This is a genomic window from Citrobacter sp. R-1.5.2, from assembly GCF_035064245.1.
Taxonomy (GTDB): Bacteria; Pseudomonadota; Gammaproteobacteria; order Enterobacterales; family Enterobacteriaceae; genus Citrobacter.
This window is the reverse complement of record NZ_JASEYC010000004.1, coordinates 16,453-29,703: the sequence shown is the minus strand read 5'-3', so window position 1 is coordinate 29,703 and position 13,251 is coordinate 16,453. Positions and strand designations below refer to the sequence as shown.

11 protein-coding genes, 1 tRNA gene and 1 pseudogene are annotated in these 13,251 nt (G+C 52.2%); 4 read left to right on the top strand and 9 right to left on the bottom strand.

What is annotated here, in order from left to right; translation table 11 throughout:
- Positions 1 to 4: 4 nt before the first annotated feature.
- From QMN38_RS09275 to proB, 3 genes are all read right to left on the bottom strand, one after another.
- A tRNA-Thr gene (locus QMN38_RS09275) sits at positions 5 to 80 on the bottom strand.
- 114 nt (positions 81 to 194) lie between these two features.
- Positions 195 to 1,448: a glutamate-5-semialdehyde dehydrogenase gene (gene proA / locus QMN38_RS09270; RefSeq protein ID WP_323604872.1), complete on the bottom strand. Its 1,254-nt coding sequence runs from the start codon at positions 1,446 to 1,448 to the stop codon at positions 195 to 197.
- 11 nt (positions 1,449 to 1,459) lie between these two features.
- Positions 1,460 to 2,563, bottom strand: coding sequence for a glutamate 5-kinase (gene proB, locus QMN38_RS09265; protein WP_202039385.1), 1,104 nt, complete (start codon positions 2,561 to 2,563; stop codon positions 1,460 to 1,462).
- A gap of 289 nt (positions 2,564 to 2,852) precedes the next feature.
- Between proB and phoE the strand changes: the two genes are divergently transcribed.
- Positions 2,853 to 3,908 (top strand): phosphoporin PhoE, encoded by a 1,056-nt coding sequence (gene phoE / locus QMN38_RS09260; protein ID WP_323604871.1) that lies wholly within the window; start codon positions 2,853 to 2,855, stop codon positions 3,906 to 3,908.
- Between the two features lie 56 nt (positions 3,909 to 3,964).
- Here phoE and crl read toward each other — a convergent pair whose 3' ends face one another.
- The 3 genes from crl to gpt form a co-directional block, all read right to left on the bottom strand.
- Positions 3,965 to 4,366 (bottom strand): sigma factor-binding protein Crl, encoded by a 402-nt coding sequence (crl, locus tag QMN38_RS09255; RefSeq protein WP_323604870.1) that lies wholly within the window; start codon positions 4,364 to 4,366, stop codon positions 3,965 to 3,967.
- Between the two features lie 57 nt (positions 4,367 to 4,423).
- The gene (gene frsA, locus QMN38_RS09250) at positions 4,424 to 5,668 is read right to left on the bottom strand and encodes an esterase FrsA (protein WP_323604869.1); all 1,245 of its coding nucleotides are present in this window, start codon (positions 5,666 to 5,668) and stop codon (positions 4,424 to 4,426) included.
- A gap of 98 nt (positions 5,669 to 5,766) precedes the next feature.
- Positions 5,767 to 6,225, bottom strand: coding sequence for a xanthine phosphoribosyltransferase (gene gpt / locus QMN38_RS09245; protein WP_048212530.1), 459 nt, complete (start codon positions 6,223 to 6,225; stop codon positions 5,767 to 5,769).
- Positions 6,226 to 6,486: 261 nt separating this feature from the next.
- Here gpt and pepD point away from each other — a divergent pair, with 261 nt between their 5' ends.
- A complete protein-coding gene (gene pepD / locus QMN38_RS09240) occupies positions 6,487 to 7,944 on the top strand; it encodes a cytosol nonspecific dipeptidase (protein ID WP_137384432.1) in 1,458 nt (485 codons plus the stop codon).
- Between the two features lie 151 nt (positions 7,945 to 8,095).
- Here pepD and dinB read toward each other — a convergent pair whose 3' ends face one another.
- Together dinB and lafU are read right to left on the bottom strand one after the other, a co-directional pair.
- Positions 8,096 to 9,151 carry a DNA polymerase IV gene (gene dinB / locus QMN38_RS09235; RefSeq protein WP_323604868.1) on the bottom strand — a complete coding sequence of 352 codons (1,056 nt, stop codon included), beginning with the start codon at positions 9,149 to 9,151 and terminating at the stop codon, positions 8,096 to 8,098.
- A gap of 138 nt (positions 9,152 to 9,289) precedes the next feature.
- Entirely contained in the window at positions 9,290 to 10,210 is a 921-nt protein-coding gene (gene lafU, locus QMN38_RS09230; protein WP_323604867.1) for a putative lateral flagellar export/assembly protein LafU, read from the bottom strand.
- Between lafU and QMN38_RS09225 the strand changes: the two are divergent.
- Both QMN38_RS09225 and QMN38_RS09220 read left to right on the top strand, forming a co-directional pair.
- A pseudogene (locus QMN38_RS09225) lies at positions 10,122 to 11,840 on the top strand (flagellar biosynthesis protein FlhA); the annotation flags it as partial. The gene lafU and the pseudogene QMN38_RS09225 sit on opposite strands and share 89 nt — an antisense overlap.
- Before the next feature lie 113 nt (positions 11,841 to 11,953).
- The gene (locus QMN38_RS09220) at positions 11,954 to 12,205 is read left to right on the top strand and encodes a hypothetical protein (RefSeq protein ID WP_271450290.1); all 252 of its coding nucleotides are present in this window, start codon (positions 11,954 to 11,956) and stop codon (positions 12,203 to 12,205) included.
- Here QMN38_RS09220 and QMN38_RS09215 read toward each other — a convergent pair.
- The gene (locus QMN38_RS09215) at positions 12,202 to 12,963 is read right to left on the bottom strand and encodes a C40 family peptidase (RefSeq protein ID WP_323604866.1); all 762 of its coding nucleotides are present in this window, start codon (positions 12,961 to 12,963) and stop codon (positions 12,202 to 12,204) included. The two genes, QMN38_RS09220 and QMN38_RS09215, sit on opposite strands and share 4 nt — an antisense overlap.
- Positions 12,964 to 13,251 lie beyond the last annotated feature (288 nt).

The window sequence follows — 13,251 nt, the reverse complement described above, 5'->3', positions numbered from 1 at the left end:
TTACTGGTGCCGATAATAGGAGTCGAACCTACGACCTTCGCATTACGAATGCGCTGCTCTACCAACTGAGCTATATCGGCCCTGATAAGGACATGCCCACGAATGTGAACACGGGGTAGAAGGTTAAAACTAACCGGGCGATGCGTCAATGGCCTTGTGAATCAAACGCCTATTTTTGCATCACCCGGTTTCAATTACGCACGAATCGTGTCGTCACCAAAGCCAATCCACTTGTAAGTGGTCAGTGCTTCCAGCCCCATTGGGCCACGCGCGTGTAATTTTTGCGTGCTCACGGCGACTTCCGCACCGAGCCCAAACTGACCGCCATCGGTAAAACGGGTCGAGGCGTTTACGTACACGGCGGAAGAATCGACTTCATTCACAAAACGATCGGCGTTGCGCAGCGTACGCGTCAGAATCGCATCGGAATGCTGAGTACCATGCTCACGAATATGAGCAATGGCATCATCCAGGTCGGCAACAATCTTCACGTTCAGATCCAGCGACAAAAACTCATCGTCATACTGTTCCGCTTTTACCGCCACGACGTTTGCCGGTCCGGCCTGCAACACGGCTAGTGCGGCATCATCTGCATGAAGCGTCACGCCGCTTTCTGCCATTTGCTGGCTTAGTGCAGGCAGGAAGCGCTCAGCGATACTCTGATTCACCAACAGTGTCTCGACAGTGTTACAGGTGCTTGGACGCTGCGTTTTGGCGTTGACGATAATCTTCAGCGCCGGGGCGATCTCAGCCGTATCATCTACATAGATATGACATACGCCAATACCACCGGTGATCACCGGGATAGTCGACTGTTCACGACACAGCTTGTGCAGCCCTGCGCCACCGCGAGGGATCAGCATATCGATGTACTTATCCATCCGCAGCATTTCAGTGACCAGCGCACGATCCGGGTTATCAATCGACTGCACCGCAGCGGCCGGTAAACCACTGGCTTGCAGCGCATGCTGGATCACGGCAACAGTGGCGGCGTTAGTCCGATACGTCTCTTTCCCACCGCGTAGAATCGCCGCATTGCCCGTTTTCAGGCACAGCGAAGCCACATCAACGGTGACGTTAGGACGCGCTTCATAAATCACGCCAATCACGCCCAGCGGCACGCGGCGACGCTCCAGACGCAGACCGCTATCCAGTAGACCGCCGTCAATCACCTGCCCTACTGGGTCAGCGAGATTACACACCTGACGCACGTCGTCAGCGATGGCTTTCAGGCGTGCCGGGGTCAGTGCAAGGCGATCAAGCATCGCTTCGCTCAGGCCATTTTCACGCGCCTGTTCAACATCCTGTGCGTTCGCGCTGAGGATACTTTCCGTTTGCGCTTCCAGCTCATCAGCAATGGTTTCCAGCACGCGGTTTTTTTCGCGGCTGGAGAGTAGCGCCAGCTTATACGACGCAGCTTTGGCAGCAATGCCCATTTGTTCCAGCATATGCCTGTTCCTTAACGGGTAATCATATCGTCGCGATGGACAGCAACCGGGCCATATTCATAGCCAAGAATAGTGTCAATCTGTTGTGAGTGGTGCCCGGCAATACGGCGTAACGCGTCACTATTATAGCGCGTGACGCCGTGGGCAATATCACGCCCTTCGAGGTTGCAGATGCGGATCACTTCACCACGAGAAAAGTCGCCTGTCACGCTTTTAATGCCTTTTGGCAGCAATGAACTGCCGCGCTCCAGAATCGCCGCGGTAGCACCCTCATCGACGGTAATCTCCCCGGCAGGCGGAGCACCGAAAATCCAGCGTTTACGGTTTTCCAACGGAGAAGCCTGCGCATGAAAACGCGTCCCAACGGAAACGCCTTCCATCACATCACCAATGACGCCCGGCTTGCTGCCTGCGGCAATAATGGTGTCGATACCCGCGCGGCAAGCCACGTCGGCAGCCTGTAATTTAGTTCCCATCCCCCCGGTTCCCAGACCAGAGACGCTGTCTCCGGCAATGGCGCGCAGCGCATCATCAATGCCGTGAACGTCTTTGATCAGTTCCGCCTGCGGGTTAGTACGCGGATCGGCGGTGAACAGGCCCTGTTGATCGGTCAACAGTAGCAGCTTATCGGCACCCGCCAGGATCGCCGCCAGCGCCGAAAGGTTGTCGTTATCACCGACTTTAATTTCAGCGGTCGCCACTGCGTCGTTCTCATTGATGACGGGAACAATGTTGTTATCCAGCAGCGCACGTAGCGTATCGCGGGCGTTAAGGAAGCGCTCTCTGTCTTCCATATCCGCACGCGTCAGCAGCATCTGGCCGATATGAATACCGTAAATTGAGAACAGCTGTTCCCACAGTTGAATCAATCGACTCTGCCCTACCGCCGCCAACAGTTGTTTCGACGCTATCGTCGCCGGGAGTTCAGGGTAACCAAGATGCTCGCGTCCGGCGGCAATCGCGCCCGAGGTAACGATAACAATACGATGCCCTGCGGCATGGAGCTGCGCGCACTGGCGAACCAGTTCGACGATATGGGCGCGGTTCAGGCGGCGCGATCCGCCCGTTAACACACTGGTGCCAAGTTTTACCACCAGCGTCTGGCTGTCACTCATGATTCTCTGCCATTCAAAATTGGGGAAAATGATATCAAACGAACGTTTTAGCAGGACTGGCTCCGGTTGCCAACAGCCAGCGCACAAAGCATGAAATTTTATTGCGCAGGATCAGCAAGCGTAGCGGCAGATTTTGACGCATTTATTACAGACACAAAAAAACATTCTTTTTTAAAAATATTCTTACTTTGTCATAAAACGTTCATTACCAAACGTTAAAAACCTTCCTGTCTTTTAACGGGGATCACACCCAGTAAATATTAGCGCGTACTTTAAATCAGGAATGAAAATGAAAAAGAGCACTCTGGCATTAGTGGTGATGGGAATTGTTGCATCGGCGTCCGTACAGGCGGCAGAAGTCTATAACAAGAACAGTAATAAACTGGACTTGTATGGCAAAGTCAAAGCGATGCACTACATGACTGATTATGACAGCAAAGATGGCGACCAGAGCTATATCCGCTTAGGTTTTAAAGGCGAAACGCAAATTAACGATCAACTGACCGGTTATGGTCGTTGGGAAGCTGAGTTCGCAGGAAATAAAGCGGAAAACGAAACCAATCAGCAAAAAACACGTCTGGCTTTCGCCGGTGTGAAATTAAAAGATTTTGGTTCGTTTGATTATGGTCGTAACCTGGGTGCGCTGTATGACGTGGAAGCGTGGACGGATATGTTCCCGGAATTCGGCGGTGACTCTTCCGCACAGACCGATAACTTTATGACCAAACGTGCCAGCGGCCTGGCCACCTACCGTAATACCGACTTCTTCGGCGTCGTTGATGGTCTGGATCTTACCCTGCAATATCAGGGCAAAAACCAGGATCGCGATGTGAAAAAACAGAACGGCGACGGTTTTGGTACTTCCGTGACGTATGACTTTGGCGGCAGCGATTTCGCTATCAGTGGTGCATATACCAACTCCGACCGTACCAATCAGCAGAACCTGCAAAACCGGGGTACCGGCGATAAAGCAGAATCCTGGGCAACAGGTTTAAAATATGATGCCAATGATATTTATCTGGCAACGTTCTATTCTGAAACACGCAATATGACACCTATTTCCGGTGGCTTTGCTAACAAAACTCAGAACTTCGAAGTGGTCGCTCAGTACCAGTTTGACTTTGGTCTGCGTCCATCCCTGGGTTATGTGCTGTCAAAAGGCAAAGATATTGAAGGCGTAGGCGATGAGGATCTGGTGAATTATATCGACGTGGGCGCAACCTATTATTTCAACAAAAATATGTCAGCCTTTGTTGATTATAAAATCAACCAACTGGATAGCAATAATAAGCTGGGCATCAACGATGATAATATCGTCGCGGTGGGTATGGTCTACCAGTTTTGATATAGCATAAAAAAAGCCGGATGGGGTTGCGCCGCCATCCGGCTTTTTTCTGTTCATTATGCCGTTAATTTAACCGGCTCATCCTTAAAGTCGTCAGCAGGCTCCAGCGCCAGATTCAGCGTCATTAACAACCCACGCAACTTTTCATGAAACTCGCGTAAGGTGTATTCCAGTCGCTCTACCACTTCAGTCTCTTTAATCGGCACGGCGGTCCAGTTGCCGTCTTTATCGAACAAACCAAACTGGTAGCTGTACGTAAAGCGTTTCTCCTGCGCTTCCAGCTCCATCCACCAGCCCCAAAATTCACGTTTCTCTGGTGCCGGTTTCACGTTGACGCAAACAGCCAGACAATCGAAAAAGAATCGATTATCTTCGCACTGCCCTTCGCGGATGTAGGGGCCAAGCGCGGTGAATTTTTTGATCAATCTGCTTTTCGGGTGTCCACTCGGTAACGTCATTGCGATCTCCTTAGGTGAAGCAACTGTTTTACCAAACCAATAAAATTTAGCAATCTATTAACACAATCTATGATTGATCCACCCGGTAATTTCTTGCAGCGCTTTGTCAAAATTGCGATACACCGGGTTGAACGGAATCTCCAGCAGCTTACCGTCGGAAGATGAAGATGTGATTAAACGCGACTCATCTTCCGGGCTAAATGGATCGTTTTTCCAGAACCCCGACAGCATTGGCGTTGGACAGCGACGGCCCAGCAGCCCTTGCACCTTTAATGAATAGCGGTTTAGCTCGACGCGCAGCGCTTCATCAGACGCATCGTGCATCCCCAGACGGCTGGCCAGAACGTCAAGATACATTTCCGGTACTGAAGCCTGACGTTGCGGGTCGCTAAGCAGCGCATGCACCACCGGTCCGAGACAGGCCACCGCCTTCAGGCGCGATGATTCAAGATAGGCCAGGCGTACTGCAACGTTAGCGCCAAAGCGAAAACCGAATGCCGCCACACGGGTGTGATCGACCCAGGGAATATTCGGCAGCGCTTTTAATACATGTTGATGCAGCAGACTGGAATCCTGGGTCAATTTCCATTTTGACGAGAATCCGACTGAAGGCATATCCAGCGTCAGCATGGCAATACCACGCGGTGCGAAATAGCGCTCATACAGGGTGTAGTAGTCGGTTTGCATGGAATCCAGGCCACCGCACATCAGCACAGTCGGGAACGGGCCGTCGCCTTTTGGCATGTGCAGGAAGCCGGTTATCGGCGCACCGCCGGCAACAGCAAATTCCATCTCGCGCAGCGTACCTGGCAGTCGTTGAGCCGCCTCTTCGTAAGCGCGGTTGGCCAGGGCCTGCGCCTGTTCTGCCAGCTCATCGCCTTTTAAATGCGGGTATGCTGCAATGTTGTACAGCGTGGAGGCATGCAGCCAGTGGCGACCACTCACCTGCGGGTCCTCTTCCATAGACGCTTTCTGTTGCCAGTCCATCGCCTGCTTCGCCCACTCGTAGATCCAGTTCCCACCACGATAGCCAATGACCGTATCGTAGAGCTCTTTATCCGTGCGTTCGGCTTCGCTCATGACGATACGCGCCTGCACTTCAAGGATTTCACGCGGATCGACCCCACGCCAGATCCACATCAGGCGATTCACCATGCGATACCAGTGCGGGATTGTTTTGCCATCCAGAGCGGACTGCACAGACGGTTGCGCGCCGTGGTTAAAACGACGAACCAACGTTGATGTTTCAGGATGTTTGAAGCGGGGTTTAAACAGAACTTCGCTGAGGTTAGCCTGCGACATGATTACGGCCTCCATGAGTACTCACTAAGGCATAGTGTAACCTGACACCGCACAAAAAGAACAACGCCCGGCAGTGCGGGCGTTGAAAACTTTTTAGATTAGCGACCAGAGATCGGCGGAACAAATACCACGCCCATATCCCACGGCTGCTCAATCCAGGTATCCTGAGGGATATCAACCACATAGTCATTCACCAGCGGGCGACCTGCCGGCTTAGCGAAGATAGTGACGAAATGCGCTTTAGGATACATTTCGCGGATAGCAACGGCGGTACCACCGGTGTCTACCAGGTCATCGATCACGATGAAACCTTCACCGTCACCTTCCGCACGCTTCAGCACTTTCAGTTCGCGCTGATTGTCGTGATCGTAGCTGGAGATGCATACGGTATCGACATGACGAATGCCCAATTCACGCGCCAGCAATGCGCCCGGCACCAGACCACCACGGCTAACGGCAATAATGCCTTTCCATTGTTCAGAAGGCATCAGGCGGCTTGCCAGTTTACGTGCATGGACTTGCAACATGTCCCAGGTGACGACGTATTTTTCGCTCATGTGAAGTGTCCCAGCCTGTTTATCTACGGCTAATTAATAAATTGAGGGTGAACCAGGTTGCGCGAGATTATAGAGACCTGACGCACTAAAAACCAGTGTTTCGCGGAATCCGCGCCTCTTTTTGCATGCTTTATACTAGCCGTCAGCGAAGAAAGTGGTATTCTCAATCGCATCGCGCAAGCCTGACTTGTGGTGTTTTTAATTCCGCTAACCCCGTGGCCTGCAAGTCAATTTTGTAGGACATCGCCAAGGAGACTCAACGTGTCTGAACTGTCTCAGTTATCCCCGCAACCGCTGTGGGATATTTTTGCCAAAATCTGTTCTATTCCTCATCCGTCCTACCATGAAGAGCAACTCGCTGAACACATTCTGAGCTGGGCCCAGGAGAAAGGTTTCCACGTCGAGCGCGATCAGGTTGGTAATATCCTGATTCGTAAACCCGCTACCGCAGGAATGGAAAATCGCAAGCCGGTTGTTTTGCAGGCGCACCTGGATATGGTCCCGCAAAAAAATAACGACACCGTGCACGACTTCACCAAAGATCCGATCCAGCCGTATATTGATGGCGAATGGGTAAAAGCCCGTGGTACCACGCTGGGTGCAGATAACGGTATCGGTATGGCGTCTGCGCTGGCGGTACTGGCTGATGACAACGTGGTACACGGTCCGCTGGAAGTGCTGCTGACCATGACCGAAGAAGCGGGCATGGACGGCGCATTTGGTCTGCAGGCGAACTGGCTGCAGGCTGATATCCTGATCAACACCGACTCTGAAGAAGAAGGTGAGATCTACATGGGTTGCGCGGGGGGTATCGACTTCACCTCTAACCTGCCGCTGTCCCGTGAAGCTATTCCTGCTGGCTTCCAGAGCTTTAAGCTGACCTTAAAAGGCCTGAAAGGCGGTCACTCCGGTGGCGAAATTCACGTTGGCCTCGGTAATGCCAACAAGCTGCTGGTACGCTTCCTGGCAGGCCACGCCCAGGAACTGGATCTGCGTCTGGTTGACTTCAACGGCGGTACGCTGCGTAACGCGATTCCGCGCGAAGCCTTTGCGACCCTCGCCGTTGCTGCCGATAAAGTTGATGCGTTAAAAGCGCTGGTCAGCACGTATCAGGAGATCCTGAAAAACGAGCTGGAAGCCAAAGAGAAGAATCTGGCGCTGCTGCTGGATGCCGTCAGCAACGACAAAGCCGCACTGACTACCCAGTCTCGCGATAGCTTCATTCGTCTGCTGAACGCGACGCCAAACGGTGTAATCCGCAATTCCGACGTGGCAAAAGGCGTTGTAGAAACCTCGCTGAACGTTGGCGTTGTGACCATGACTGACGATAATGTACAGATTCACTGCCTGGTTCGTTCGCTGATCGACAGCGGTAAAGACTACGTGGTAAGCATGCTGGATTCGCTGGGCAAACTGGCTGGCGCGAAAACGGAAGCCAAAGGTGCGTATCCTGGCTGGCAGCCGGATGCAAACTCACCGGTAATGCACCTGGTGCGTGAAACCTATCAGCGTCTGTTCAACAAGACGCCGAATATCCAGATTATCCACGCAGGTCTGGAATGCGGTCTGTTCAAGAAACCGTATCCGGATATGGACATGGTTTCCATTGGGCCGACTATCACCGGTCCGCACTCTCCGGATGAGCAGGTTCATATTGAAAGCGTCGGTCATTACTGGACGCTTCTGACCGAGCTGCTGAAGTCTATTCCCGCGAAGTAAGTCTCTGCAATAAATGCCGGATGGCGCTGCGCTTATCCGGCCTACGCGCTGGTTTGTAGGCTGGATAAGGCATTTACGTCGCCATCCGGCCTGCACGCTGATTTGTAGGCCGGATAAGGCATTTACGCCGCCATCCGGCAATACATCAGCGTCAAATCCCCAACAGTAGTTGCCTTTCCAGTTGCGGATCCAGCAGCGTTACGTGTAATCCCACCAGCCTTACCCCGCGCCCTCCCCGACGTTCATTCCAGGTATTGCGCGCCGTCGCGATCAGATCCTCTTTATTTAAGCGCGGCCAGACGTGTTCCTGCGTCGTCTGCTGAAAATCATTAAACTTTAACTTCACCCCCTGACGGGCGATGAAGAGATCAGGTTTAACCTTTGCCAGCCGCCGCTCCAGTTCCGGGTAGAGTCGCTCAATAATCGCCTCACACTCCGACCATTCATGAATATCTTCCGCCAGCGTGCGCTCGACACCGACTGACTTTCGCAGCCTGTCGTTATTCACATCGCGTTCATCAATACCCTGACTACGTTCCCACAGCACACGACCAAACTTACCAAACCGCTTAAGCAGCAGGGCCAGATCGTATTTTTGAACATCTTCACAGGTCCGCAATCCCATCGATTCCAGTTTCGCGGCAGAGACTTTGCCGACGCCGGGTATTTTCCCCAACGGTAACGTTCTGAGGAATTCGGGAACATCCGCGGGAGTAATCACATATTGCCCGTTGGGTTTATTCAGGTCGGAGGCGATTTTGGCCAGAAATTTAACCGGAGCAACCCCCGCAGAAGCGGTTAGCTGTAGTTCGTTGAAAATCGTCTGACGGATCTCTTGTGCCATCAACGTGGCCGAGCCGTGGCAGTGGGGACTGTCGGTCACATCAAGATAGGCTTCATCCAGCGAAAGGGGTTCGATGAGCGAGGTATAGCGAGAGAAGATGGCCTGAATCTGGCGAGAGGCCTCTTTATAAGCGTCGTAACGGCCGGGTAATAAGGTGAGATGCGGGCACAGTTTTAGCGCCATTCCTGTAGGCATTGCGCTACGCACACCAAACTTTCGTGCCGGGTAATTGGCGGTGCTGATGACACCCCGGCGTTCGCGACTGCCACCAATAGCAATGGGGATGTCGCGCAGGGCCGGGTTATCACGCATTTCCACCGCCGCGAAAAAGCAGTCCATATCGACATGTATGATTTTGCGCATCGCTCGCCTCCCATAATACTGTTTAAGTATACAGTATTTTTATGATATGAGAAGCCTGCACCCGACCCGCAAAATGACAAATCCATGATGAATGCCAGACGGGATTATGCCCCCCTAATGTGAAGGGCGAAACCCCCCTTAATGAACGACGGGAGCAGGTTGTTGGCGCAAAGACATCACCTTCTTTTGTTTATCCAGCTTGCTTACCAGCGGCTGCACAATTTTCTCTCCGTGCTGGCCAAAATATTGATACAGCGTGTCAGAGGCACTTTGCGTCAACACCATGATCTCAATGCGCCGGTTACCTGCACTTTCAGGATTCTTGGCATCCAGCAGCATTTGATCGGCCATTGCGCTAACCTGCATCACTTTACTCTGAGGCATTCCGGCATCCTCCAGCACACGACGGGCCGACAGTGCACGGTCGCCGGAGAGATTCCAGTTGTTATAGACATTGCTCTTGTAACTCATCGCGTCCGTATGGCCGGTAATGATGAGTTTGTTGTCCAGTGAATCAAACACCGGGGCCAGTTCTACCAGCAGCGCGTTAAAAAAGGGCGTAATTCTGGCGCTACCCCGTTCAAACATATTCCGGTTCTGGTCGTCTTTAATCAATACGCGTAGCCCCTGGGGCACAATCTCCATCTCCAGGTTGGCTTCCATATGCGCATTCCTGGCAATCACGCTAATGTCGGTTGCCAACTCACCCAACTCGCTCGCCGATTTTTTCTTTAACAGGGCCGTTTTCTCATTCACATCACGCGCTTTCTTTTCTGTTTCTGCGCTCACCGTTGCCGTCTCTTTCGGTGCAGCGGTCTTCTCTTTATCCAGATTCGCGCGGGTGATACTTTGATTTTTCGTCGTAGAAGGTAGAGGTTGCTTGCCAATCTTATTCAGTGGCGCAAGCCCACCGCCGTTAAAGATGGATTGACCATGCAAGGCCGCCACGATGTTTTCTCGTTCTGATTTACTGACGCTGTTTACAATCAACTTCATTGTGGTAACCAAAGGCGCAGAGCGAATCTCCGAGGTTTCTGCCCGCTTTACGCTGGACGCCATGCCCGGTAAGCAGATGGCGATCGATGCCGATCTGAATGCCGGGCTTATCAACCAGCAACAGGCGCAGACTCGCCGTAAAGATGTCGCCAGCGAGGCCGATTTCTACGGTGCAATGGACGGCGCATCAAAATTCGTACGCGGGGATGCCATCGCCGGGATGATGATACTGGCGATCAACCTGATTGGCGGTGTCTGCATCGGAATCTTTAAATACGATTTAAGTGCCGAGGCGGCCTTCCAGCAATACCTGTTGATGACCATCGGTGACGGCCTGGTCGCGCAAATCCCGTCTCTGCTGCTATCGACGGCTGCGGCAATCATCGTGACGCGCGTCAGCGATAATGGCGATATTGCTTCCGACGTTCGCACACAACTGTTGGCCAGCCCTTCCGTGCTGTATACCGCCACCAGCATTATGTTCGTGCTGGCGGTGGTACCAGGGATGCCGCACTTCCCGTTTCTGATTTTCAGCGGGCTGCTCGGGTTTACCGCCTGGCGTATGAGCAAACGACCGAAAGTCGCAGAAACTGAAGAGAAGAGTCTCGAAACGCTGAGCAAAGCCATCGCCGAAACCAGCGAACTGCAGGTCAGTTGGGAGACTATTCCGCTGATTGAACCCATTAGCCTGAGTCTGGGCTACAAGCTGGTGTCGCTGGTGGATAAATCGAAAGGCAATCCGCTGACCCAGCGCATTCGCGGCGTACGGCAAGTTATCTCCGATAACAACGGCGTGTTGCTACCAGAAATTCGTATTCGCGAAAACTTCAGGCTGAAACCCACGCAGTACGCCATTTTTATCAACGGAATCAAAGCCGATGAAGCAGATATCCCCGCAGATAAGCTGATGGCGCTCCCCTCCAGTGAGACCTATGGCGAGATTGATGGTGTGTTAGGTAACGATCCGGCTTACGGGATGCCCGTCACCTGGATTCAACCGGCGCAGAAAGCAAAAGCGCTCAATATGGGTTATCAGGTTATCGATAGCGCCAGTGTGATTGCGACACATGTGAATAAAGTCATCCGCAACTACATCCCTGACCTGTTTAACTACGACGATATTACACAATTGCACAATCGCCTCTCCTCGATGGCACCGCGGCTGGCTGAAGATCTCAGTGCTGCATTGAACTATAGCCAGCTGTTGAAGGTGTACCGGGCACTGCTTATTGACGGTGTTTCATTGCGCGATATCGTCACGATCGCCACTGTACTGGTCGCCAGTAGTGCCGTTACCAAGGATCATATTTTGTTAACCGCAGATATCCGCCTCGCGCTGCGTCGTAGCATTACCCACCCGTTTGTGCGCAAAGATGAGCTGGCGGTATACACGCTGAATAATGAGCTGGAGAACTTGCTGGCGAATGTGGTTAATCAGGCACAGCAAGGTGGAAAAGTAGTGCTGGACAGCGTTCCGGTCGATCCGAATATGCTTAATCAGTTCCAAACCACTATGCCGCAGATAAAAGAACAGATGAAAGCCGCAGGTAAAGAGCCGGTACTGCTGGTCGCACCGCAGCTACGTCCTCTGCTCGCGCGCTATGCGCGGCTGTTTGCACCCGGACTGCAAGTACTGTCGTATAACGAAGTACCGGACGAACTGGAATTAAACATTATGGGAGCGTTGAGCTAACGTAAACCCAGGGCGGCAACTTAAGTCTTAACTTACTTTGTCGCTTTATTACATTACGTAAGAAATACAGGCAATTGATGGGATCGCATTACACTTACAGGGACTGAAATGTAATGGCACGGAAGCAGGCTGAAAAAATGGTGCCTCACGAACCGGGGCATCGTCGTTATTCCCGACAATGGCTAACGTTTATGGAGTTTGTCCATCGGCAGGAGGAGGCGAGCACATCCCCCCGCCAAAAACATCGACCGAAACGTAAAGAGCAGGCTTCCGCCACGTATTTACTGTTTGAACTGTGCGAGTTGCTCTTCGTCGGCGTACTGATCTTTGCTTTTATGACGTTACTCCTGCTGATTATGAATTAAAGAATCGTATTCTCCGTAAGAATACGCCGGGCGCCGAGGTAATGGTCTTGCCAAAACGCATCAGATAAATGACTTACCCGAATACTTTCTCCCGTGCGTGGTGATTCAATAAACTGATCCTGCCCCAAATAGACGCCCATATGATCGGCAATATCCCGACTGTGAATGTGAAAGAACACGAGATCACCACGACGAAGATCGCGATCAGCCACAATCGTTGCCCGTCGATAGTGGTACATTTCGTTCGCCGTGCGGGGCAACTTTGCTGCCAGTATTTTGTTGTAGGCGTAAAAAATCAGCCCACTGCAGTCAAAGCCCTGATCCGGGCTGGTCCCGCCCCACAAATAAGGTTTACCCAGTTGCTGCTCGAGACGGTGGATTGCCACTTCGGTCATGTTATGCAGATGATCGCTACTGAGAAAATGGTCATTCTCGGCCAGCGCCTGCCAGCGACGATCGCTGGCTTTCAGCGGCCCCGGGAACCACTCCGGGTGCTGTTTAATCAGCGTCCTGTTTTGCTGGCGTAGCGCGCTTTTACTTTGCGCATTGCCTTCCACCACATAACTTGCCTGCTTTTTTACCTGCGCGTGGTACAGCTTCAGCAGCCGGGCGCGGTTACGCATGCGCATTTGCGCCGCATAGCTTAAATGGGCGTCAGATAAGAGGGGCTGAACTTTGGCGAGCGACGGCGATGAAAACACAACACACAAAGACAGCAGGCCCGGCAAAATACGTCGGGACGCAGAGACAAAAGACATGAAAAAAGAGTACCGAGGCAAACACGTTCAGCGCAGTCTAGCGCGATGGCCTGACAATCCGTTTTAATATTCGATTATTAAATAATTATTTCTTTAAATTCAATGCATTATAACCAGCACACTCATCAGGCATTACGACATAAGGCCGATGAAAAAATACGCCACTGTCTGACTGCCTTTCTGCGCGATTTTCCGTATAAAGAGAAACTAAAGTGTAAACGGCGCACGAGAGACTTGCGAAAAACTCTCTTGGTGCTAATGTGAGCGCTCCAAATACAGACTTTTCTG

Coding starts and splice junctions, on each gene's coding strand:
- proA (WP_323604872.1), bottom strand. CDS start 1,448: ATGCTGGAACAAATGGGCATTGCTGCCAAAGCTGCGTCGTATAAGCTG.
- proB (WP_202039385.1), bottom strand. CDS start 2,563: ATGAGTGACAGCCAGACGCTGGTGGTAAAACTTGGCACCAGTGTGTTA.
- phoE (WP_323604871.1), top strand. CDS start 2,853: ATGAAAAAGAGCACTCTGGCATTAGTGGTGATGGGAATTGTTGCATCG.
- crl (WP_323604870.1), bottom strand. CDS start 4,366: ATGACGTTACCGAGTGGACACCCGAAAAGCAGATTGATCAAAAAATTC.
- frsA (WP_323604869.1), bottom strand. CDS start 5,668: ATGTCGCAGGCTAACCTCAGCGAAGTTCTGTTTAAACCCCGCTTCAAA.
- gpt (WP_048212530.1), bottom strand. CDS start 6,225: ATGAGCGAAAAATACGTCGTCACCTGGGACATGTTGCAAGTCCATGCA.
- dinB (WP_323604868.1), bottom strand. CDS start 9,151: ATGCGCAAAATCATACATGTCGATATGGACTGCTTTTTCGCGGCGGTG.
- lafU (WP_323604867.1), bottom strand. CDS start 10,210: ATGGCGTCCAGCGTAAAGCGGGCAGAAACCTCGGAGATTCGCTCTGCG.
- QMN38_RS09220 (WP_271450290.1), top strand. CDS start 11,954: ATGGCACGGAAGCAGGCTGAAAAAATGGTGCCTCACGAACCGGGGCAT.
- QMN38_RS09215 (WP_323604866.1), bottom strand. CDS start 12,963: ATGTCTTTTGTCTCTGCGTCCCGACGTATTTTGCCGGGCCTGCTGTCT.